At 66.6% G+C, this 23,513-nt stretch carries 16 protein-coding genes; 12 read left to right on the forward strand and 4 right to left on the reverse strand.

Features of this window, described 5'->3' with window-relative positions; translation table 11 throughout:
• Window positions 1-44: 44 nt before the first annotated feature.
• Together AC5Y21_RS00810 and AC5Y21_RS00815 are read right to left on the reverse strand one after the other, a co-directional pair.
• Window positions 45-1,202, reverse strand: a complete 1,158-nt coding sequence (locus AC5Y21_RS00810) for an Rv1157c family protein (RefSeq protein WP_499908451.1) — start codon at window positions 1,200-1,202, stop codon at window positions 45-47.
• 7 nt (window positions 1,203-1,209) lie between these two features.
• Complete coding sequence (locus AC5Y21_RS00815; RefSeq protein ID WP_499908453.1) at window positions 1,210-1,995, reverse strand: hypothetical protein; 786 nt, start codon at window positions 1,993-1,995, stop codon at window positions 1,210-1,212.
• A 177-nt stretch (window positions 1,996-2,172) separates the two neighbouring features.
• Here AC5Y21_RS00815 and AC5Y21_RS00820 point away from each other — a divergent pair, with 177 nt between their 5' ends.
• Window positions 2,173-3,483: a mannosyltransferase gene (locus AC5Y21_RS00820; RefSeq protein WP_499908454.1), complete on the forward strand. Its 1,311-nt coding sequence runs from the start codon at window positions 2,173-2,175 to the stop codon at window positions 3,481-3,483.
• On the opposite strand, the gene AC5Y21_RS00825 is transcribed toward AC5Y21_RS00820, so the two are convergent.
• Window positions 3,480-3,764: a 4a-hydroxytetrahydrobiopterin dehydratase gene (locus AC5Y21_RS00825; protein WP_499908456.1), complete on the reverse strand. Its 285-nt coding sequence runs from the start codon at window positions 3,762-3,764 to the stop codon at window positions 3,480-3,482. The two genes, AC5Y21_RS00820 and AC5Y21_RS00825, sit on opposite strands and share 4 nt — an antisense overlap.
• A gap of 131 nt (window positions 3,765-3,895) precedes the next feature.
• Between AC5Y21_RS00825 and AC5Y21_RS00830 the strand changes: the two genes are divergently transcribed.
• The 8 genes from AC5Y21_RS00830 to AC5Y21_RS00865 all read left to right on the forward strand — a co-directional run bounded on the left by AC5Y21_RS00830 (window position 3,896) and on the right by AC5Y21_RS00865 (window position 18,593).
• Entirely contained in the window at window positions 3,896-7,063 is a 3,168-nt protein-coding gene (locus AC5Y21_RS00830; RefSeq protein WP_499908457.1) for an adenylate/guanylate cyclase domain-containing protein, read from the forward strand.
• Window positions 7,064-7,108: 45 nt separating this feature from the next.
• Window positions 7,109-7,501, forward strand: a complete 393-nt coding sequence (locus AC5Y21_RS00835) for a (deoxy)nucleoside triphosphate pyrophosphohydrolase (RefSeq protein ID WP_499908459.1) — start codon at window positions 7,109-7,111, stop codon at window positions 7,499-7,501.
• A gap of 291 nt (window positions 7,502-7,792) precedes the next feature.
• Entirely contained in the window at window positions 7,793-11,488 is a 3,696-nt protein-coding gene (locus tag AC5Y21_RS00840) for a nitrate reductase subunit alpha (protein ID WP_499908461.1), read from the forward strand.
• A gap of 38 nt (window positions 11,489-11,526) precedes the next feature.
• Window positions 11,527-13,206 carry a nitrate reductase subunit beta gene (narH, locus tag AC5Y21_RS00845; protein ID WP_499908463.1) on the forward strand — a complete coding sequence of 560 codons (1,680 nt, stop codon included), beginning with the start codon at window positions 11,527-11,529 and terminating at the stop codon, window positions 13,204-13,206.
• Window positions 13,203-13,868: a nitrate reductase molybdenum cofactor assembly chaperone gene (gene narJ, locus AC5Y21_RS00850; protein ID WP_499908465.1), complete on the forward strand. Its 666-nt coding sequence runs from the start codon at window positions 13,203-13,205 to the stop codon at window positions 13,866-13,868. Before narH ends, narJ begins: the two co-directional genes overlap by 4 nt.
• Before the next feature lie 23 nt (window positions 13,869-13,891).
• Entirely contained in the window at window positions 13,892-14,620 is a 729-nt protein-coding gene (narI, locus tag AC5Y21_RS00855) for a respiratory nitrate reductase subunit gamma (RefSeq protein WP_499908467.1), read from the forward strand.
• Between the two features lie 152 nt (window positions 14,621-14,772).
• Entirely contained in the window at window positions 14,773-16,659 is a 1,887-nt protein-coding gene (gene typA, locus AC5Y21_RS00860; RefSeq protein ID WP_499908469.1) for a translational GTPase TypA, read from the forward strand.
• A 50-nt stretch (window positions 16,660-16,709) separates the two neighbouring features.
• A complete protein-coding gene (locus AC5Y21_RS00865) occupies window positions 16,710-18,593 on the forward strand; it encodes an ABC transporter family substrate-binding protein (RefSeq protein WP_499908915.1) in 1,884 nt (627 codons plus the stop codon).
• A gap of 6 nt (window positions 18,594-18,599) precedes the next feature.
• Here the strand turns inward: AC5Y21_RS00865 and AC5Y21_RS00870 are convergent, their stop codons facing one another.
• Window positions 18,600-19,214 carry a TetR/AcrR family transcriptional regulator gene (locus AC5Y21_RS00870; RefSeq protein ID WP_499908471.1) on the reverse strand — a complete coding sequence of 205 codons (615 nt, stop codon included), beginning with the start codon at window positions 19,212-19,214 and terminating at the stop codon, window positions 18,600-18,602.
• A gap of 66 nt (window positions 19,215-19,280) precedes the next feature.
• Here AC5Y21_RS00870 and mshB point away from each other — a divergent pair, with 66 nt between their 5' ends.
• From mshB to AC5Y21_RS00885, 3 genes are all read left to right on the forward strand, one after another.
• Window positions 19,281-20,186, forward strand: coding sequence for an N-acetyl-1-D-myo-inositol-2-amino-2-deoxy-alpha-D-glucopyranoside deacetylase (gene mshB / locus AC5Y21_RS00875; protein WP_499908473.1), 906 nt, complete (start codon window positions 19,281-19,283; stop codon window positions 20,184-20,186).
• Window positions 20,187-20,299: 113 nt separating this feature from the next.
• Window positions 20,300-20,761 (forward strand): hypothetical protein, encoded by a 462-nt coding sequence (locus AC5Y21_RS00880; RefSeq protein WP_499908475.1) that lies wholly within the window; start codon window positions 20,300-20,302, stop codon window positions 20,759-20,761.
• 81 nt (window positions 20,762-20,842) lie between these two features.
• Window positions 20,843-23,428: a bifunctional FO biosynthesis protein CofGH gene (locus AC5Y21_RS00885; protein ID WP_499908477.1), complete on the forward strand. Its 2,586-nt coding sequence runs from the start codon at window positions 20,843-20,845 to the stop codon at window positions 23,426-23,428.
• The last annotated feature ends 85 nt before the right edge of the window (window positions 23,429-23,513 follow it).

Raw genomic sequence — 23,513 nt, forward strand, 5'->3', positions numbered from 1 at the left:
CGAGCGCCCGGGTTAACGCGGACGCTCGCGGCGGGGGAGGGTCGTTACGGGACTACCGTCGACCCGATGGTGGGCATGAACTGGCACTGCCGTTCCTTGGTGGTGACCTGTCCGAAGATCGTCGACATGATGCTGCCGGAACCGGTATCGGCGATCACTGTCAACGTCGTCGGCCCGTCCGGGTTGATGTCTGAGCGCGGCTTCAGTGTGGCGCTCCCGGACTTGCCGGTGGTCAGGTTTACCCACGTGACGTTCAACGGCAGCTTCTGCACCTCGGCCGGTCCCGGCGTGCCTACAGCGGTGAACACGTAGGCGGTCTGGCCGGGGCCGGGGCCGGGTGTAGGAATCTTGGCCGGACCCGCGACCGACAGCGCGGTCGCGATCGAATTGGTCCCGTCCCCAAGGCAATTGGTGCCGATCGACGGATACATGAAGTCCTGCGTCGGTGGCGCGTCAGGGCCGAAACCCGGGGCCGCTGCGGCGGGGGCCGCTGGTGGCGCGGCGGGAGCAGTCGGTGCTGCGGCGGCCGGTGCAGGCCCTGGCGCCGGCGCCGCAGCCGGTCCCGGCGCGGGTGGCGCTGCGACGGGTGCCGTTGCCGGTGCATGCACCTCGGGCACGGGCGCCCCGGCGGGCACGACGGCTCCCGGAGCTGGTGGGACCGCCCCGGGAGCTGCAGCCTGCCCCGCCGGCGGGACCGGCGCCGGTGCCGCGGCGGGCGCGGGGCCTGCCGCGTGGGTTGGGTCGATACCCGTGGGCAAATGTGCCGGCACGCCGGGCTCGATACCTGCCGGTGGCAGGTGGGGAGCGTCAGGCTGGGCAAGTGCTGCCGGTGCCGCCGGTGCCGGCGGTGCCGCGGGACCGTTCGGCTGTTGCACGAACTGGTTCACCGACGCGGCCACGTTCTTCGACTCGGTGGGCGCGGAAGGGTTGTGGGTGAAAGCCTGTGCGGCCGCCATGAGCAGCTGTGTCGCCTGCCCCGGGTTGCTGGCCGCTTGCTGGATTATCGGACTCAACTCCGATAGGGCCGGCAGGCCCGGTAGCTGTTGGGCGGGGTTCGGCGGCGGCGCCGGGTCGGCCGCCGCGCTCGGGCAGAGCCCGAACGCGGCAGCCGACGCCGTGACGACTACGGCCAAACCTTTGGACAGATTCCAAGTGCGTGACATGGTGTCCTCCGGTCGTCGTTGGTGGGTTAGCCGTCTCACAAACTGCTCAGGGCAGGGCCGAAAGCAGCGATGGAGCCGAGAGCGGCGGAACGACTGCCGCGGGTCCCGGTACCGCGGCGGGCTGCGTACCCGGAACGGCGCCCGTGGTGAGCGCTGGAAGGTCGGCCGGCAGCGAGATCTGCGGCGGCACGCTCACGGGCAGGTACGACGGCAGCGCCGGCATGTCAACCTTCGCCTGTGGCACCCCCGGGGCTGCCGTCGGCACCGCGGCGGATACCGGTTGGACCGGGCTGGTGAGGCCGGGGATGGAGGGCAATCCGGGGATCGACGGCATTGCCGCCGCCGGTGCCGTCGGAGCCGCCGTCGGAGCTGCAGCGGGAGCCGCCGGAGCCGACGGTGCTGCGGGTGCAGCCGGTGACGGCAGCCCAGGGATCGGAGCGTTGACCCCGGGAATGCTCGGGGCCGCGGCGGGCGCGGTGGTCGGTGCGGCGGCTGCCGGTGACGTTATCCCCGGAATCGGGGCGTTCACTCCCGGAAGGGTCGGAGTATTCGCGGGCGCCGTTGCCGCGGCCGGCGGAACCCCCGGAAGTGTGGCGGTGATGCCGGGAGCGGACGGCGGCGCGACCGGTGGGGTGGCGCCGAGCGCCGTCGCGAGGTTCTGCAGGATTTGCGGCGCGTTGGCTGCCGAGCTGATCAGCTGTTGCGGAATGTTCGGAATTGGCGGCGCGGGCGCCGGCGCGGGGTCGGCGTGGGCGATGCCGCCGGTCAGCAGAGCTGCGGACGAACCCACTACGACTGCGGTTGCGCGCACGATGGTCCAGATGGTTGGCATGACTCTCCCTGGTTGTCGATGACTGGTCCCGGCGCCGAAGTTACTTTGATACGGAAGTGACTCAAGTGACACGTGTGGCATTTACTCGATCGTTATCCAGACGTGCGGCGGCAGTGACCAGCCACCCGTGCAGCGGCAAAGCCGGGGACCACTTTCGCGGACCGGTGACGACGGAGAATGCCGCTGCAGCCGGTGCGATCGCTACAGTCGATAGCTGTAGACACCACTTCGGCCGCCCCGGCGGCAACCATCACCCGGCGGCTGGCAACTCGGTTGAGCGTCGCCGCGCCGCTGCTGTTGGTGGTGAGCATCGCGGCGAGGCTGGCCTGGACATACCTGTCGCCCAACGGCGCCAACTTCGTCGACCTGCACGTCTACCTCGGCGGTGCGGCCGCTCTCAACCACCCCGGCACCCTCTACAGCTACGTGTACGCGGATCAGACGCCGGACTTCCCGCTGCCGTTCACCTATCCCGCGTTCGCGGCAATCGTGTTCTATCCGCTGCACCTGTTGCCGTTCGGCCTGGCCGGCTTCCTGTGGCAGATCGCGACGATAGCCGCGCTGTACGGCGCGGTCCGGATCAGTCAGCGGTTGCTGGGCGACGCGGCAGGCCCGAAAGGCACGGGCCACCGCGCCGCGATGCTGTGGACAGCGGTCACCATGTGGATCGAGCCGATGCGCAACACTTTCGACTACGGCCAGGTCAACGTGTTCCTGATGCTGGGCGTGCTGTGGGCCGTCTACACCACGCGATGGTGGCTGTCAGGTCTGCTCGTGGGCGTTGCGGCGGGAATCAAATTGACGCCGGCAATAGCCGACGTCTATTTCGTCGGCGTCCGGCGATGGGGTGCGGCAGCGTTCTCGGTGGTGGTGTTCCTTGCCACCGTCGGCGTGTCGCTGCTTGTCGTCGGCGATCAGGCTCGGTACTACTTCACCCACCTGATGGGCGACGCCCACCGGGTCGGACCCATCGGCACCTCGTTCAATCAATCGTGGCGCGGCGGCATCTCGCGCATCCTTGGGTACGACGCCGGTTTCGGCCCGCTGGTTCTGGCGGCGATCGGCGTCACCGCGGTGCTGGCCATCTTGGCCTGGCGGGCGCTGGACCGGGACGACCGACTCGGCAAGCTGCTGGTGGTCGAGTTGTTCGGGCTGCTGTTGTCGCCGATTTCGTGGAGCCACCACTGGGTGTGGCTGGTGCCGCTGATGATCTGGCTGATTCACGGTCCGCTGCGCGCCCGTCCCGGCGCGCCGATCGTCGGATGGGGCTGGTTGGCGCTTGCCATCATCGGCGTGCCGTGGTTGCTGAGCTTTGCTCAACCGACCATCTGGGTGATCAGCCGGCCCTGGTATCTGGCGTGGGCGGGACTGGTCTACACCGTGGCGGCGCTGGCGACCTTCGGCTGGATCGCGATAGCCGGGCGGAAGGCCGTCACCCCAGATCGTCCAGCTGCGGAACGTCCCGCGGCTCAGGCCGCCGCGGGCTAGTCCCCGACGATCCCGTCGATATCGCGCGCCATGTCCACGTCATTCTTGGTGATGCCGCCCGCGGAATGGGTGACCAGCGCGAAAGTCACCGTCCGCCAACGGATATCGATATCCGGGTGATGATCCTTGCTTTCGGCGTGGTCGGCCACGCGACGGACAGCCTCGATGCCGTCGAGAAACGTCGGAAACTTGATCGACCGGCGCAGGGCGCCGTCGGCATGCTTCCAGCCGTTGAGGCCGGGCAGCGCTGCGTCTACTTCCTCATCCGATAACACAGCCATATTCCGAACATACTCCCTTCTCTGATTAGGGTTTTCGCGCTAGCCGATCTTCCGGATACAGCACGACCTGTGGCCTTGCGCCCTATCCTGGGCTCGTCGGAGCATCCGGGTTCGTATCGGCGGAGGGTCGCATGACAGCACCGCATGGCTGCGAGTCGTGCGGTAGCGAGTTGGTGGCGAACGCGCGATTTTGTCACTCGTGCGGCGCGCCGATCGAGCGAGCCGCCAGACCAGCTGAGTACAAGCAAGTGACGGTGCTGTTCGCCGACGTCGTGCGTTCCATGGAAATCGCGGCCGCCGTCGGTGAGGAGCGGTTGCGCGAAATCATGTCCGAAATGGTCGACCGTGCCGGCGTGGTGGTGCAGCGGTTCGGCGGCACGATCGACAAGTTCACCGGCGACGGACTGATGGCGGTGTTTGGAGCACCACTCGCGCTGGAAGATCATGCTTTTCGCGCTTGCCGGGCTGCTCTGGACATTCAGGAGGAGGTGAAGCGGCTGGCCATTTTGGTTGAGCGCCGCGACGGGGTCGTGCTCCAACTACGAATCGGCCTGAATTCCGGTCGGGTGGTCGCCGGTGACGTCGGCTCACGCGCTTGGGGTTACACCGCGATCGGAGAGCAGGTCGGCATCGCGCAGCGGATGGAGTCGGCGGCGCCGCCCGGTGGAGTGCTGCTCAGCGAATCGACCGCGCGACTGGTTCGCCACGTCACCGTGCTAGGTGAATCGGAGATGGTGACCATCAAAGGCGCCGACCACCCGGTGTCCGCGCGTGGCCTGCTTGCCATCGCGGAGCAGCATCATCGGCTCGGTCGTCCCGACTCGACTTTGGTTGGGCGGCAGCGGGAAATCGACACTGTCGCGGGCGCTTTGCGCCGATCGATCAGTGGACATGGGTGCGTGATCAGCGTGTCGGCGCCAGCGGGAATCGGCAAGACCAGGCTTGTTCGGGAGACCGCAGAGATTGCGCTCCAAAGTAGTGTCGAGGTGTTTTCGACGTTCTGCGAGTCGCACGCGGGTGACATTCCGTTCTACGCGATCGCGCGGCTGCTGCGGGCGGTGGTCGGAGTAGTCGGACTCGACCAGCAGGCCGCGCGGGCTCGGGTGCGGGCGCAGCTGTCAGCCGCAGATCCGCAGGACCTGGTGTTGCTCGATGATTTGCTGGGCATTCGCGATGCCGACGAGCAGCTTCCGAAGATCGATCCGGATGCCCGACGGCGCCGTCTGACAGCTCTGATCGAAACAATGTCGACGGATCGCACCAGGCCGGCCCTCTACATCGCCGAAGATGTGCACTGGATCGACGAGGTGAGCGAATCGATGCTGTCCGACTTCGTCGCCATGGTCCCGCGAAACGCAGCCATGGTGCTGATCACGTCGCGACCGGAGTATCGCGGGGCGCTGCTGCAGTTGCCCGGCATCGAAACCATAACGCTTGCGCCACTGAGTGATTCGGAAACCTCAGCGCTGACGGGCGAGTTGTTGGGCCCTGACCCGTCCGTCCGTGGCGTCGCAGCGCTCGTCGCCGAGAGGGCCGCCGGTAATCCGTTTTTCGCACAGGAGATGGTGCGAGATCTCAGCGAGCGTGGAGTCCTCGACGGCGACCGGGGCGCCTACGTGTGCCGCGTCGACCTCGCCGAGGTCAACGTGCCCGCCACATTGCAGGCTGCCATCTCCGCGCGCATCGACCGACTAGCTCCACTGGCCAAAAAGGCCTTGAGTGCCGCCTCCGTGATCGGATCGCGTTTCAGCAGCGAGCTGCTGAGCAAACTGGGCATCGATCCGGTCTTGAACGACCTCGTGACGGCTGAACTGATCGATGAGGTGAAGTTCGCCCCGCGTGCCGAGTTTGTATTTCGGCATCCGCTGATCCGCACGGTGGCCTACGAGTCACAGCTGAAGTCGGATCGCGCGGCTTTGCATGCACGCCTCGCAGCGTCGATCGAGGCGAATGATCCTGCATCGGCAGACGAGAACGCCGCGATCATTGCCGAGCATCTGGAGGCGGCGGGCGACGTGTGTGCCGCGTACTCGTGGCACATGCGCGCAGGTCCGTGGTCGGCCGCGCGCGATATCGTCGCGGCGCGGGTGCACTGGGAGCGCGCCCGACAAATCGCTGACGCATTGCCCGCTGACGGCACAAACCACACCGAGATGTGCATCGCCCCCCGCACCCTGCTGTGCGGCAACAGCTGGCGGATCCATGCCAATATCTCCCCCGATCGATTCGAGGAACTTCGGCAGCTCTGCGCTCTGGCAGGGGACCAGGCATCGCTGGCCATCGGTATGGCAGGGCTGGTGAACGAGCACATGATGCGTGGCCGGGTGCGGGACGGAGCGCGTCTGGCATCCGAGTGCATGGCACTTATCGAGTCGATCGGCGATCCGGTCTTGATCGTCGGACTGTCCTTTGCCACCACCCTCGCCAAGTGCGAGACCGGCGAGGTGGGCGACGTGCTGCGGTGGTCGCAGCGGGTCGTCGATTTGGCTGACGGCGACCCCACCAGAGGAAACATCATCATTGGTTCACCGTTGGCCGTGGCACTGGCATATCGCGGTCTGGCTCGATGGGCCCAGGGTCGTGATGGGTGGCGCGAGGATTTCAACCGGGCCGTCGACATCGGGCGGAGGTCCGATCCGATGTCACATGCGTTTGCGGTCAACGTGATATACAGTCCGGCCATTACGTGGGGGCTGCTGCTGGCCGACGACACGGCACTACGCGACATCGACGAGGCGCTGCAGATCGCCGAGCGATCGGGTGACGATATGACGGTAGGTACCGCACGAATGGCATTGGGCCTGGCGCTGGTCCACCGAGACTCCCAGACCGACCGCGAACGCGGACTCGAAGTGCTGGCACAGCTTCGTGAGATGTGCTTGGAGAATCGCTTCAATACCAGCCAACGGGCCGTTATCGACGTCTATGTCGCCGCTGACAGCGCCCGGCATGGAGATCGCGATGGTGCCATCGCGCGGATACGCGCCGGTGTGGAAGACCTGTTTCGGGCGGGGCAGTTCGCGTGGTGCGCGCTTGCCACCGGTGTTCTGGTGGAAAACCTGTTGCTGCGCAGCGCCGCTACCGATATTCAGGAAGCCGAGCTCGCGATCGAGAGGATGGCTGCCATCCAGTTCGACAGCGACTACGTGGCTCGCGACATTCTGCTGCTGCGGGCACGGGCATTGCTCGCGCGCGCCATCGGCGACCATGCGAGCTACCGCGATCTCGTTACCCGCTATCGCGACATGGCAGATTCGTTCGGCTTCCAAGCGCACACGGCACTGGCCGCGACGATGTGAGCCACTGCGGGGCGCTCGCGCGCCGGCCGTATACCGTGACAGGCCATGCCGACCCAGATCGTTGTCGCCGGAGCCGTCATTTGCGGGTCGACGGTCCTGGTCGCCCAACGCATGCGGCCGCCGGAGTTGGCGGGCCGCTGGGAACTGCCCGGCGGCAAGGTTGCGCCCGGCGAAGACGAGCGCGACGCGCTGGCCCGCGAGCTATCCGAGGAGTTGGGTGTCGAGGTCGGCGACGTCGCGGTCGGTGACCGCCTCGGCGACGACATTCCGCTCAATGAAACGACGACGCTGCGGGCGTATCGTGTGCGACTGATTCGCGGTGAACCGCATGCGCATGACCACCGGGCGCTGCGCTGGGTGACCGCGGCCGAACTCCACGCTGTCGACTGGGTGCCCGCCGACCGCGGCTGGCTGGGAGACTTGGCCCAAGCGCTCTGAGGAACCTCGAAACAACTCCACAGCTTCTCCGCAGCCTGTCCACAGCGCGGATGCCGGCGGCGAGTGGCAAAATGGAACAGTACGCCATACAAACACTTGACCTGGACTTGGATTGCCGGTAGTGATCCCGATGGCTTTCTCCGGCGGCGTCTGCCACGCCGCGTATTGGCGCGTTTCCACACCGAAGCCCCCGGCTGTGGCCGCCACGCGGGCTATAAGGTCGATGTTTGCCGGATCGTGCACTCGAATCGGGCCACGGGGGGATTCAGTAACAAGTAGGGGGGCTACGCGTTGACCGTCACACCTCACGTTGGCGGAGTGATCGAGGAGCTGCTCGAGCGCAGCGGGCGGTTCTTTACGCCGGGCGAATTCTCATCCGATCTGCGCACCGTCACCCGGCAGGGCGGCCGCGAAGGCGACGTGTTCTACCGCGACCGGTGGAGCCACGACAAGGTGGTCCGTTCCACCCATGGCGTCAACTGCACCGGGTCGTGTTCGTGGAAGATCTACGTCAAGGACGGGATCATCACCTGGGAAACCCAGCAGACCGACTATCCGTCGGTGGGCCCGGACCGGCCGGAGTATGAGCCGCGCGGGTGTCCCCGCGGCGCGTCGTTCTCGTGGTACAGCTATTCGCCCACCCGGGTGCGCTATCCCTATGCCCGCGGAGTGCTGGTCGAGATGTTCCGCGAGGCCAAGGCCCGCCTGGGCGACCCGGTGCTGGCGTGGGCCGATATCCAAGCCGACCCCGAGCGCCGTCGCCGCTACCAGCGGGCGCGCGGCAAGGGCGGCCTGATCCGAGTGACGTGGGCTGAAGCCAGCGAAATGATCGCCGCCGCTCATGTGCACACCATCAAGACATACGGGCCCGATCGGGTCGCCGGCTTTTCGCCGATTCCCGCGATGTCGATGGTCAGCCACGCCACGGGTTCCCGTTTCGTCTCGCTGATCGGCGGCGTGATGACGTCGTTCTACGACTGGTATGCCGACCTGCCGGTGGCCTCGCCACAGGTCTTCGGAGACCAGACCGATGTGCCCGAATCCGGGGACTGGTGGGACGCGTCCTATCTGGTCATGTGGGGTTCCAACGTCCCGATCACCCGCACGCCCGATGCGCACTGGATGGCAGAGGCCCGCTATCGCGGCACCAAAGTCGTTGTGGTCAGCCCCGATTACGCGGACAACACCAAGTTCGCCGACGAGTGGATGCGGTGTGCGGCCGGTACCGACGCCGCGCTGGCCATGTCAATGGGGCACGTGATCCTCTCGGAATGCTATGTGCGCAAGCCGGTCCCATTCTTCGTCGACTACGTCCGCCGCTTCACCGATCTGCCGTTCCTGATCAAGCTGGAACAGCGCGGCGACGCGCTGGTACCCGGAAAGTTCTTGACCGCGGCCGACATTGGCGAGGAAGTCGAGAATGCGGCCTTCAAGCCCGCACTGCTGGACGAGGTCACCGACGAGGTCGTCGTCCCGCACGGCTCCCTCGGATTCCGCTACGGCGATGACGGCGTCGGCAAGTGGAACCTGGACCTGGGCGCAATCGTGCCGGCCCTCAGTGTCCAGGGTGGACAAGGTGGCGACGCGAAACTCGTTGAGCTGCCCAGCTTTGACACCATCGACGGCCACGGCGAATCCGTGACGCGTGGCGTGCCGGTGCGCCGAGTCGGCCAGCATCTGGTCTGTACGGTGTTCGACCTGATGCTGGCGCACTACGCCGTGCCGCGTGAAGGGTTGCCCGGCGAATGGCCGAGCGGTTACGACGACGCCAGCCAGCAGAACACCCCGGCCTGGCAGGAATCGATCACCGGAGTGCCTGCGGCGCAAGCTATCCGCGTCGCCAAGGAATTCGCGCGCAACGCGGAGGAATCCGGCGGGCGGTCCATGGTCATCATGGGCGGCGGCATCTGCCACTGGTTCCACAGCGACGTGATGTACCGCTCGGTGCTGTCGCTGCTGCTGTTGACCGGATCGATGGGACGCAACGGCGGCGGCTGGGCGCACTACGTCGGCCAGGAGAAGGTGCGTCCGCTGACGGGGTGGCAGACGATGTCGAATGCCAACGACTGGTCGCGTCCGCCGCGGCAGGTACCGGGCGCCTCGTACTGGTACGTGCACACCAACCAGTGGCGCTACGACTCCTACGGCGCCGCCAAGCTGACCAGCCCGTTGGGCCGCGGCAGGTTCGACGGTAGGCACACGGTCGACGTGCTGGCCTCGGCGACGGCGATGGGCTGGAGTCCGTTCTATCCGCAGTTCGACCGGTCCAGCCTCGACGTCGCCGACGAAGCGCAGGAGGCCGGCCTTGATGTCGGCGAGTACGTCGCCGAGCAACTCGCTCAGCGCAAGCTCAAGCTCGCGGTCACCGACCCCGACAACCCCGCCAACTGGCCACGGGTGCTCAGTGTTTGGCGGTCCAACCTGATCGGGTCGTCCGGCAAGGGCGGCGAGTTCTTCCTCAAGCATCTGCTCGGCACCGATTCCAATGTCTTGGCCAAACCCCGCGTCACCGGTGTGTTGCCCAGTGACGTGGCCAGAGACGTCGAGATTCCCGAAGGAAAGCTCGACTTGTTGATGTCCATCGACTTCAGGATGACGTCGACGACTCTGGTATCCGACGTGGTGCTGCCCGCGGCTACCTGGTACGAGAAGGAAGACCTCTCCAGCACCGACATGCACCCGTATGTGCACGCGTTCAGCCCGGCGACCGATCCACCGTGGGAAACCCGTACGGACTTCGAGGCATTCGGCACCATCGCCCGCGCCTTCAGCGCAATGGCCAGACGTCATCTCGGTACCCGCAACGACGTCGTCCTGACGGCGCTGCAGCATGACACCGCTGACGCCATGGCCTATCCCGATGGCACCGAACGGGATTGGCTTCACAATGACGAGGTGCCGGTACCTGGCCGCACGATGAGCAAGGTCACCGTGGTGGAGCGCGACTATGCGGCGATCTACGACAAATGGGTGACGCTCGGACCACTCGTCGACCAGTTCGGGATGACCGTCAAGGGTGTCACCGTGCATCCTTTCCGTGAAGTCAGCGAGTTGGCCGCCAAGTTCGGGGTGATGAATTCCGGTCCCGCCGCAGGGCGCCCGGCGATCACCACCGCCGCGCGGATGGCCGACGTGATACTCACCCTGTCCGGAACCTGCAACGGCCGGCTGGCCGTCGAGGGATTCCTCGAGCTGGAGAAGCGCACCGGACAGCGGCTGGCACAGCTGGCCGAGGGCAGTGAGGAAAAACGCATCACCTACGCCGACACCCAGGCGCGCCCGGTCCCGGTGGTCACCAGCCCGGAATGGTCGGGCAGCGAGACCGGTGGGCGTCGCTACGCGCCGTTCACCATCAACATCGAGCACCTCAAGCCGTTCCACACCCTCACCGGACGCATGCACTTCTACCTCGCCCACGACTGGATCGAGGAGCTCGGCGAACAGCTACCCGTATACCGGCCGCCGTTGGACATGGCGCGGCTGTTCAACCAGCCCGAGCTCGGCTCGACCAAGGACGGTGGTGACGGCATCGGGCTCGCCGTGCGGTATCTGACGCCGCACTCGAAGTGGTCGTTCCACTCCACCTACCAGGACAACCTGTACATGTTGTCGTTGTCCCGCGGTGGCCCCACCATGTGGATGAGCCCAGGAGACGCAGCGAAAATCAATGTGCGCGACAACGATTGGATCGAGGCGGTCAACGCCAACGGCATCTACGTGGGCCGGGCCATCATCTCGCACCGCATGCCGGACGGCGTGGTGTTCGTCTACCACGTACAGGAACGCACGGTGGACACGCCCCGTACCCAGACCAACAACAAACGCGGCGGCAACCACAACGCGCTGACCCGAGTGCGAATCAAGCCCAGCCACTTGGCCGGTGGCTACGGGCAGCACTCATTCGGGTTCAACTACCTGGGCCCCACCGGCAACCAGCGCGACGAAGTGACTGTGGTGCGCCGTCGCAACCAGGACGTGAGGTACTGACCAATGAACGGCCCGAGCGACGCTTGCGGAGCAAGACGATGAAAGTAATGGCGCAGATGGCGATGGTGATGAACCTCGACAAATGCATTGGCTGCCACACCTGTTCGGTGACCTGTAAGCAGGCCTGGACCAATCGCTCGGGAACCGAGTACGTGTGGTTCAACAACGTCGAAACCCGCCCGGGCGTCGGCTATCCGAGCACCTACGAGGACCAGGAGCGCTGGCGCGGCGGATGGGTGCGTGACAAGAAAGGCCGGCTTCGGCTACGCGACGGCGGCCGATTCGAAAAGCTGCTGCGGATTTTCGCCAACCCCCGGTTGCCGACCATCAACGACTACTACGAGCCGTGGACCTACGACTACGAAAATCTGACGACGGCACCGGCGGGTGACACCTTTCCCACCGCCGCGCCGCGAAGTCAGATCAGCGGCGAGCCGATGAAGGTGTCGTGGGGGCCCAACTGGGACGACAACCTGGCCGGCTCAACGGAAATCGTGCCCCACGACCCGATCCTGAAGAAGGTCAGCGAGCAGGTGAAGCTGAGGCTCGAAGAGACCTTCATGTTCTACCTGCCGCGGATCTGCGAACACTGCCTGAACCCGTCGTGCGTGGCGTCCTGCCCGTCGGGCGCGATGTACAAGCGCACCGAGGACGGCATCGTGCTCGTCGACCAGGACCGCTGCCGCGGCTGGCGCATGTGTGTGTCCGGATGTCCTTACAAGAAGGTGTATTTCAACCACAAGACCGGCAAGGCCGAAAAGTGCACCCTGTGCTACCCGCGCATCGAGGTCGGTCTGCCCACGGTGTGCTCGGAAACCTGCGTGGGACGGCTGCGTTATTTGGGGCTGGTGCTCTACGACGTCGAGCGGGTGCTCGAGGCGGCGTCGGTGGAAAACGACACCGACCTCTACGAGGCGCAGCGCCAGATCCTGTTGGACCCCAACGATCCCGAGGTGATCGCCGGCGCACGGGCGGAAGGCATTTCCGACGAGTGGATCGAGGCCGCCCAGCGATCACCGGTCTACGCGCTGATCAACACCTATCGGGTTGCGCTGCCACTGCATCCGGAGTATCGGACCATGCCGATGGTCTGGTACATCCCGCCGCTGTCGCCGGTGGTCGACGCGATCAGTCACGACGGGGGCGACGGGGAGGAACTGGGTAATCTGTTCGGCGCCCTTGAGGCGCTGCGTATTCCGATCCAGTACCTGGCCGAGCTGTTCACCGCAGGTGACACCGAGGTGGTCGCAAATGTGCTGCGGCGACTGGCGGCGATGCGGTCCTACATGCGCGATATCAACCTGGGCCGCGAAACCCAACCGCACATCCCGCAGTCCGTCGGCATGACCGAAGAAGAGATCTACAACATGTACCGGCTGCTGGCCGTCGCGAAATACGACGAGCGCTACGTCATTCCGACGGCTTACGTGGCCGATCTGCCTGCAGCGGCCGGCATTTCGGGGCCCGAAGAGCTCGGTTGCTCGTTGTCCTTCGACGGCGGGCCCGGAATGTATGAGTCCGGTCCGTTCGGCGTCGGCAGCGGCGCTCCGGTGCCGGTCGCAGTGGAGACGTTCCACGCCCTGCAGCAGCGACAGGTCGGTGAGGTCGGTGAGCCGGTGGCAACCGGGCGTGGCGGGGGCGGTCGCTCCCGGGTGAACCTGCTCAACTGGGATGGCCATGGCGCGCCCGAAGGAATGTTCCCGGAGTCCAGACGATGAAATTCTTGTCGGCCGTATTGGACCGCTCGGGTACCCGGGCGGTGCACGACCGACTGGTGTGGCAGGCCGCCTCGCTGCTGCTGGCCTACCCGGACGACGATCACGCCGCGCGGCTCGACATCGTCGATGAGCTGTTGGGTCATATCAGCCGGCCCGCGGCGGGGCTGCTCGAACGGACGCTCGCCGAGCTGCGAAGCCGCGATCCGATGGCCGCCGCGGTCGACTATGTCGAGACCTTCGACATGCGCCGGCGCGCCACCATGTATCTGACGTACTGGACCGCGGGAGACACTCGCAACCGGGGCCGGGAAATGCTGGTTTTCGCCTCCACCTACCGGGACGCGGGTGTCGAGCCGCCGCGCACCGAGGCGCCGGATCACTTGCCCGTCGTGCTGGAATTCGCCGCGACCGTCCACCCCGAGGCCGGGCGTCGGCTGCTGATCGAGCACCGGATCCCGATCGACATCTTGCGGCAAGCGCTGGCCGACGCCAAGTCGCCGTACGAGCACACCGTGGCAGCGGTCTGCGCGACGCTGCCCGCCGCGACGGATCAGGACGTGCGCCGCGCGCAGCGCCTCGCTCAGGCCGGCCCGCCCGCGGAAGCCGTTGGGTTGCAACCGTTTACCTTGACAGTCCCGCCCAAGCGCACCGAGGGGGACTGACGTTGGTCCAAACCCATGTCCACATGAAGCTGCTCGAGATCTTCTGGGACGACGTGCCCTACGTCGTGCTGGCGATCGCGGTCGTCGGCACCTGGTGGCGGTACCGCTACGACAAGTTCGGCTGGACCACCCGTTCGTCGCAGATCTACGAGTCACGCTTGTTGTCGATCGCCAACCCGTTGTTTCACTTCGGCAGCGTGGCGGTCATCATGGGCCACATCATGGGGCTGTTCGTTCCCGAATGGTTCACTCGGAAAATCGGTTTGACCGATCACCTGTATCACCTGCAGGCGCTGCTGCTGGGCGTCCCTGCCGGTGTGGCCACCCTGCTTGGTATCGGGTTGCTGATCTATCGGCGGCGCACCAGCGATGCGGTGCGTCTGGCCACCACCCGCAACGACAAGCTGATGTATGTGGTGCTGACGTGCGCGCTGGTGGCGGGCATGTGCTGCACCCTGGCGGGCGCCACCCACTTCGGCGAGCTGCACGACTACCGGCAGAAGGTGTCGATCTGGTTCAGGTCGATCTGGATGCTCGATCCGCGTGGCGATCTGATGGCGCATGCGGCGTTCTACTACCAGATACATGTGGTGATCGCGCTGGCACTGTTCGCCCTGTGGCCGTTCACTCGGCTGGTACACGCGTTCAGCGCGCCGTTCGGCTACCTATTCCGGCCGTACATCGTCTACCGCAGCCGCGATGTGGCGGGGAAGCAATTGGTGGGTTCAGCGCCGCGACGGCGTGGCTGGTAAAGGCGCGGTCTGGGTGACCCTGCGGTCAGGGCATCGATCCTGCGTCCACGGCGCAAAAAAGCGAGTACGGCGCGCTGTCAGCGCAGAATGAAGGCGCGCGAGCTGTCCTGTCAAGTTCGCTATCTGAGGCCCTCGCTGCCACAATCACCGACGTGCCATTCCGCAATGTCGCCATCGTCGCGCACGTCGACCACGGCAAGACCACGCTGGTCGACGCGATGTTGCGGCAGTCCGGCGCCCTGCACGAACGCGGTGAGGTGCAGGAACGCGTGATGGACACCGGCGACCTGGAACGTGAGAAGGGCATCACGATCCTGGCCAAGAACACCGCCGTGCACCGCCACCACCCGGACGGCACGGTGACGGTAATAAATGTCATCGACACCCCTGGCCACGCCGATTTCGGCGGCGAGGTGGAGCGCGGCCTGTCCATGGTGGACGGGGTGTTGTTGCTGGTCGACGCTTCTGAGGGCCCGCTGCCGCAGACGCGCTTCGTGCTGCGCAAGGCCCTGGCCGCGCATCTGCCGGTGATTCTCGTAGTCAACAAGACAGATCGGCCCGACGCGCGGATAGCCGAGGTGGTGGACGCCAGCCACGACCTGCTGCTCGACGTCGCGTCCGACCTCGACGACGAAGCCGCCAAGGCCGCCGAACATGCACTCGGCCTGCCGACGCTGTACGCGTCCGGGCGTGCCGGCGTGGTGAGCACCACCCAACCGGCAGACGGCGATATTCCCGACGGCACCAACCTGGACCCGCTGTTCGAGGTTCTTTTGGAGCACGTACCGCCGCCGAAGGGCGACCCCGGGGCGCCGCTGCAGGCCCTCGTCACCAACCTCGACGCATCTCCGTTCCTCGGCCGGCTTGCCCTGGTCCGCATTTACAACGGCAAACTTCGCAAGGGCCAGCAGGTGGCGTGGATGCGCGAGGTGGACGGAGTGCCGGTGATCACCAGCGCCAAGATCACCGAGTTGCTTGCCACCGAGGGCGTCGAGCGCAGCGCCACCGACGAGGCTGTCGCCGGAGACATTGTGGCGGTGGCGGGGCTGCCCGAGATCATGATCGGCGACACGCTGGCCGACCCCGATCATGCCCATGCTCTGCCGCGCATCACCGTCGACGAGCCGGCCATCTCGGTGACGATCGGCACCAACACCTCGCCGCTGGCGGGCAAGGTTTCGGGGCACAAGCTGACGGCACGCATGGTCCGCAGCCGCCTGGACACTGAGCTGGTCGGCAACGTCTCGATCCGCGTTGTCGACATCGGCCGGCCCGATGCGTGGGAGGTGCAAGGCCGCGGCGAGCTGGCGCTGGCGGTACTGGTCGAGACGATGCGGCGGGAGGGTTTCGAACTCACGGTCGGCAAGCCGCAGGTGGTCACCAAAACGATCGACGGTCAGCTGCACGAGCCGTTCGAGGCGATGACGATCGACTGCCCCGAGGAATTTGTCGGGGTCATCACCCAGTTGATGGCCGGCCGCAAAGGCCGCATGGAAGAGATGAAGAACCACGCCGCCGGTTGGGTCCGGATGGATTTCATCGTGCCCAGCCGCGGCTTGATCGGCTTTCGCACCGATTTCCTCACCCTGACTCGCGGCACCGGCATCGCCAACGCCGTGTTCGACGGCTACCGCCCGTGGGCGGGGGAGATCCGCGCCCGTCACACCGGATCACTGGTATCCGACCGGTCCGGCACCATCACCCCGTTCGCTCTGCTGCAGCTCGCGGATCGGGGCCAATTCTTCGTCGAGCCCGGTCAGGACACCTACGAGGGCATGGTCGTCGGAATCAACCCGCGCCCAGAGGATCTCGACATCAACGTCACTCGCGAGAAGAAGCTCACCAACATGCGGTCGTCGACCGCCGATGTCATCGAGACGCTGGCCAAGCCGCTCGAACTCGACCTGGAGCGGGCCATGGAGTTCTGCTCGCCTGACGAATGCGTCGAGGTGACGCCGCAGGTCGTGCGGGTCCGCAAGGTCGAGTTGGATGCCACCGGCCGGGCCCGCAGCCGGGCACGGGCCAAGGCCCGGGGTTAGCAGTGCGCCGCGCGATTAGCCAGGCTGCTGGGCAGGCGCTCGATACCCTGATGGGCGTGCTGCACCGAGCCCGCCACCTTCTCGTGATGGTCGGCGTGCTGGTCTCGATGGTGGGCCTGGGTCTCGCGGCCTGCACGGTCAACCCGCCGCCGGCCCCACAAAGTACCGATACGCCGCACAACTCGGCGCCGCCGCCGCAGCGCCCGATTCAGATCATCATGGGCATCGACTCGATCGGCGCCGGGTTCAATCCGCATCTGTTGTCGGACCTGTCGGCGGTAAACGCGGCGATCAGCGCGCTGGTGTTGCCGAGCGCGTTTCGGCCGGTGTCCGACCACAGCACGCCGACGGGTTCGCGCTGGGAGATGGACCCGACCCTGCTGGTATCCGCCGACGTGACCAGTCAGAACCCATTCACCGTGACCTACAAGATCCGGCCCGAGGCGCAATGGACGGATAACGCCCCGATCGGTGCCGACGACTTCTGGTACCTGTGGCGGCAGATGGTCAGCCAGCCGGGCGTCGTCGATCCGGCCGGCTATGACCTCATCACGGGCGTGCAGTCGCTCGAGGGCGGCAAGCAGGCCGTGGTCACTTTCGCGCAGCCGTATCCGGCGTGGCGGGAATTGTTCAGCAACATCCTGCCCGCGCATATCGTCAAGGACGTGCCGGGCGGTTTCGCGGCCGGGCTGGCCCGGTCCCTGCCCGTCACAGGCGGGCAGTTCCGCGTGGAGAACATCGACCCGCAGCGCGACGAGATCCTGCTCGCCCGCAACGACCGCTACTGGGGGCCGCCGGCCAAACCCGCGCTGATCTTGTTCCGCCGCGCCGGGGCACCGGCCGCGCTGGCCGATTCGGTGCGCAACGGGGACACCCAAGTGGCCCAAGTGCACGGCGGCTCGGCGGCTTTCGCGCAGCTGTCCGCGATCCCCGATGTCCGCACCGCCCGGATTGTCACGCCGCGGGTCATGCAGCTCACGCTGCGCGCGAACAAGCCCAAGCTGGCCGACAGCCAGGTTCGCAAGGCGATTCTGGGATTGCTCGACGTTGACCTGCTGGCCGCGGTGGGCGCCGGCAGCGACAACACGGTCACCCTGGCCCAAGCCCAGATCCGGTCGCCGAGCGACCCGGGCTACGAGCCGACGGCGCCGCCCGCGCTGTCCAAACAGGCGGCGCTGGATTTGCTGACCGCGGCCGGGTACCAGATCGAGAGCAACACGTCGGCCACGCCCGCTACGCCTTCCGGAACGCCGACAAGCACCGGGCCGACGGAAGTCATCCATGGCCGGATCAGCAAGGACGGTCAACAGTTGTCGCTGGTCATCGGCGTGGCGGCCAACGATCCGACGTCGGTGGCCGTGGCTAACACCGCCGCCGACCAGCTACGCAGCGTCGGTATGGCCGCGACCGTAATGGCGCTGGACCCGGTGACGCTGTACCGCGACGCGCTGAACGACAACCGGGTGGACGCCATAGTCGGTTGGCATCAGGCTGGCGGGAATCTGCCGACGCTGCTGGCCTCGCGCTACGGTTGCCCCGCATTGCAGACGAGCCAGCTACCGGCATCCAATGCGCCGACGACGACTCCGGTGGGTGTGACGCCGTCCGGCGCGCCCGCCACCACTCCCACCCCGGAGCCGACCAGCCGGCCAACCGACCCCGGCGCGCTGGTCCGAGCGCCGTCGAACCTCACCGGCATCTGCGATCGCAGCATCCAGTCGAACATCGATGCCGCTCTGAACGGCACCAAGAACATCAGCGATGTGATCACCGCGGTTGAACCGCGATTGTGGAACATGTCGACCGTGCTGCCGATCTTGCAGGACACCACGATCGTTGCGGCCGGTCCGAGTGTGCAGCACGTCAGCCTGTCTGGCGCGGTACCGGTCGGCATCGTCGGCGATGCCGGTCAATGGATCAAAACCGGACCCTGACCGGGTTCAGTCACCCCGCGCAGCAGACGTTTTCGGCGGAATCACCGTATCGACGATCAGCGACAGCTCCCGTCGGCTCGGCGGCGATCCGGTGAGCAGGAAGTGCTGGTTGATCAAAGCGGGTCCGACCCGCGCGGTCATGGGTGTCAGCGTGGCCGGGTCGATGTCGCCGTCGCGGACTGCGGCTGCCAGGATCGACTCCACAATGATCAGGCGCGGGCCCACCACGGCCTCGGCGAAGATCGCCCGCAACTCGGGTTCGTGAATCAGTTGGCCGATAATGCCCAGGCCGGGAAATGCAGTCTTTCCGGCCAGGACATCGCGGTGGGCAGTGAACACCGCCAGCAGGCTTTCCCTGGGCGATCGGCCGGCGCGCGGCTCGGTCAACGGCGGCAAGGCCTGCAGCAGGGCGGCACGGACCAGATCATGCTTGCTGGTCCAGCGCCGGTACAACGCCGCCTTGCCGGTGTGGGCGCGCGCCGCGATTCCTTCCATCGTCAGCCTGCCGTAACCGACTTCAGCCAGTTCGGCCAAGGTGGCCTGATAGAGCGCACGTTCGAGCACTTCGCCTCGTCGGCGGCTCCGGCCGGCCGTGGGCGTGGTTCGGGTCAGCTGCGCCATTCGACGATAGTAGACGACCACGACTACTCAAGGTGAGTTGCGGCGCGCTGCGGGTAGGGTGCGTCCATGCCAGAGACGCCGCGGCTGTTGTTCGTGCATGCACATCCCGACGACGAAAGCCTCAGCACCGGCGCCACCATCGCGCATTATGCCGCCGGCGGGGCGGACGTCCGCGTCGTCACCTGCACCCTCGGCGAGGAGGGCGAGGTCGTCGTCGACCGCTGGGCGGCCCTAGCCGTCGACCAGGCGGACCAGCTCGGCGGTTACCGAATCAGCGAACTCACCGAGGCCTTGCGCGTGCTGGGCGCCGGCGCACCCAGCTATCTCGGCGGAGCAGGGCGCTGGCGCGACTCGGGAATGCGCGGCACCGCGCCACGGCGCCGGGAGAGGTTCATCGACGCCGACGAACATGAGGTCGTGGGCGCGCTGGTCGCAATCATTCGGGAGCAGCGGCCGCACGTCGTCGTGACCTATGACCCCAACGGTGGCTATGGCCATCCCGACCATGTCCACGCGCACACCGTCACCGCGGCGGCCATCACGGCGGCCGGCAGCACCGCGTGGTATCCGGGAAATCCGTGGACGGTGCCGAAGTTCTACTGGACGGTCCTTGCCGAACGCGCATTCACCGAGGGTTGGCGCGCGCTCGGGCGCGACGATCTGCGGCCCGAGTGGACGATCCCGCCGCCCGAAGAATTCGACTTCGGATATGCAGACGAGGACATCGACGCGGTGGTCGAGGCGGGTGCCGACGCCCGCGGGGCCAAGATCGCTGCGCTAAGCGCGCACGCGACCCAACTCACCGTCGGCCCAACCGGCCGCGCCTGCGCCCTGTCGAACAACATCGCGCTGCCGATCCTCGCGCAGGAGCACTATGTCCTCGCCGCCGGCTCCGCGGGGGACCGCGACCAGCGTGGGTGGGAAACAGATCTGCTCGCGGGACTAGGTCTCAATGATTCTGATAGGCGGTAGGCTGCCAAACAGGCCGTCTTGAATAGGCTCACAAGGACTTGAGAGGGATTTCGTATGGACCCCGACCTGGACCCCAACCTGCAGCACTGGCAGGACAGGCTGGACAGCCTTCAGTGGGTGATCGGTTCGATACTCTCGAATATCGACAGCGTCCCGACCTGACCGATACCAAGCCACTCGCCGCGTCGGTCGAAGACAGCGGCGGGGCGGATTCCGCTAGTCGAGTGGTTGTCCTGGCACTGTTGGCCGTCGACGGCGTCTTGTCCGCACTGGCCGGGGCCCTGCTGCTGCCCTCCTACGTCGGCTCTGTTCCCATTCCTATCAGCGGGCTGATCAGCGGATTGGTCAATGCGGCCCTGGTGTGGGCCGCGGGGCGATGGACCAGCTCGCCCCGGCTGGCCGCCCTGCCGTTGTGGACGTGGTTGTTGACCGTTGCAGCGATGAGCCTGGGCGGTCCCGGCGACGACGTGATCTTGGGCGGCTACGGGTTGATGGCCTACGCGGCTCCGCTGCTGATTCTGTTGGGAGTCACACCCCCGGCGGTTGTGCTCTGGCGGACCAGCCGCCGGCACTGACGGGTGTGGTCGACCGCGGGGCCGCCACGACCTGCCGCTACTGTTGCGGATGAAAATCGATCGTGGGGAAGTTACACCAACGTGCTGCTGACTCCGGGCGACGAGCCCATCGCTCTGCCCAGCCCCGTCGTTCCGGCTGGGGCCTCATCGAAGGTCTCATCGAAAGCCAGTGCTTCGGCGCTGCGGCGGGTATTGCGGCGGGCACGAGACGGTGTGGCGCTGAACATCGATGAGGCATCGGTCGCGATGACCGCGCGCGGCGACGACCTGGCCGACCTGTGCGCGAGCGCGGCGCGCGTGCGCGACGCGGGTCTGGAGTCAGCCGGACGCCGCGGTCCCGAAGGACGATTGCCGATCACCTACTCGCGCAAGGTGTTCATCCCGGTCACCCATCTGTGCCGCGACAACTGCCACTACTGCACCTTCGTCACCGTGCCGGGCAAGCTGCGCGCCCAAGGCGCCGGCATGTATCTGGAGCCCGACGAGATTCTCAACATCGCCCGTCGCGGCGGCGAACTCGGTTGCAAGGAAGCACTATTCACGCTCGGTGACCGGCCCGAGGATCGCTGGCCCGAGGCGCGTGAGTGGCTCGATGAGCGGGGCTACGACTCCACCCTGTCCTATGTGCGGGCGATGGCAATCCGCGTGCTCGAGGAGACCGGGCTGTTGCCTCATTTGAACCCCGGAGTGATGAGCTGGTCGGAGATGGCGCGGCTGAAACCTGTTGCGCCGTCGATGGGCATGATGCTCGAGACGACGTCGCGCCGGCTGTTCGAAACCAAGGGAATGGCGCACTACGGCAGCCCCGACAAAGACCCGGCGGTTCGGTTGCGCGTCCTGACCGATGCGGGCCGGCTGTCCATTCCGTTCACTACCGGCTTGCTGGTCGGCATCGGCGAGACGTTGACCGAGCGTGCCGATACCCTGCACGCGATTCGGAAGTCGCACAAGGAATTCGGGCACATCCAGGAAGTGATCGTGCAGAACTTCCGGGCCAAGGAACACACCGCGATGGCCGCGGTGCCCGACGCCGGGATCGACGACTACCTGGCCACGGTCGCGGTCGCGCGGCTGGTGCTCGGTCCCGCGATGCGCATCCAGGCGCCGCCGAACCTGGTGTCCCGCGACGAGTGCCTGGCCCTCGTCGGTGCGGGTGTCGACGACTGGGGCGGGGTTTCGCCGCTGACACCCGACCACGTCAACCCGGAACGGCCCTGGCCGGCTTTGGACGAACTTGCCGCCGTCACCGCGGAAGCCGGTTACGACCTGATGCAGCGGTTGACCGCCCAGCCCAGGTACGTGCAGGCGGGGGCCGCGTGGATCGACCCGCGGGTGCGCGGCCACGTCGTGGCGCTGGCCGACGCGGCGACTGGCCTGGCTCGCGACGTCAATCCGGTGGGCATGCCCTGGCAGGAACCCGACGACGTGGCATCCTCCGGCCGCATTGACCTGTATGCGGCCATCGACACCGACGGCCGCAACGCCGATGCCCGCTCTGACCTCGACAGCGCCTTCGGCGACTGGGAATCGATCCGGACGCACGTGCACGAGCTCGCGGCCCGTGCCCCTGAACGCGTCAACTCCGACGTGCTCGCGGCGCTGCGGTCGGCGGAACGGGATCCGGCCGGCTGCACCGACGACGAGTACCTGGCGTTGGCCACCGCCGACGGCCCCGCGCTGGAAGCTGTTGCGGCACTGGCTGACTCGTTACGTCGCGACGTCGTCGGCGACTATGTGACCTTCGTGGTCAACCGCAACATCAACTTCACCAACATCTGCTACACGGGCTGCCGGTTCTGCGCATTCGCTCAGCGCAAGGGCGACGCCGACGCCTACTCGCTGTCGACCGACGAGGTCGCCGACCGCGCGTGGGAGGCCCACGTCGCGGGTGCCACCGAGGTATGCATGCAGGGCGGAATCGACCCCGAACTACCCGTGACCGGCTACGCCGATCTTGTTCGGGCGGTCAAGGCCAGGGTCCCGTCGATGCATGTGCACGCGTTCTCCCCGATGGAGATCGCCAACGGAGTTACCAAGAGCGGCACCAGCATTCGCGAGTGGCTGACCAGCCTGCGCGAGGCCGGTCTGGACACCATCCCCGGCACGGCCGCCGAAATTCTGGACGACGAGGTGCGCTGGGTGCTTACCAAGGGCAAGCTGCCGACGTCGCTGTGGATCGAAATCGTCACTGCCGCGCACGAGGTGGGCCTGCGGTCGTCGTCGACGATGATGTACGGACACGTCGACAGTCCACGCCACTGGGTAGCTCACCTGAATGTGCTGCGTGACATCCAGGACCGTACCGGCGGCTTCACCGAATTCGTTCCGCTGCCGTTCGTGCACCAGAGTTCGCCGCTGTATCTGGCCGGCGCCGCCCGCCCCGGGCCCACCCATCGCGACAACCGCGCGGTGCATGCGCTGGCGCGGATCATGTTGCACGGCCGCATCTCTCACATTCAGACCAGTTGGGTGAAGCTCGGCGAGCAGCGGACTCAGATCATGCTCAACGGCGGCGCCAACGACCTGGGCGGCACGCTGATGGAGGAAACCATCTCGCGGATGGCCGGCTCCGAACACGGGTCGGCCAAGACGGTAGCCGAGCTGACCGCGATCGCGGAGGGCATTGGCCGCCCCGCGCGTCAGCGGACCACCACCTACGCGGCTTAGCCCTTTGGCCGCGAGGGTGCGTGTTTGTACAGCGACACGCCGGTAAATGTGGCATTCTGCGCACGCTCGCGACGGGAAGAAACGG

This window comes from Mycobacterium sp. NGS41 (assembly GCF_059812725.1).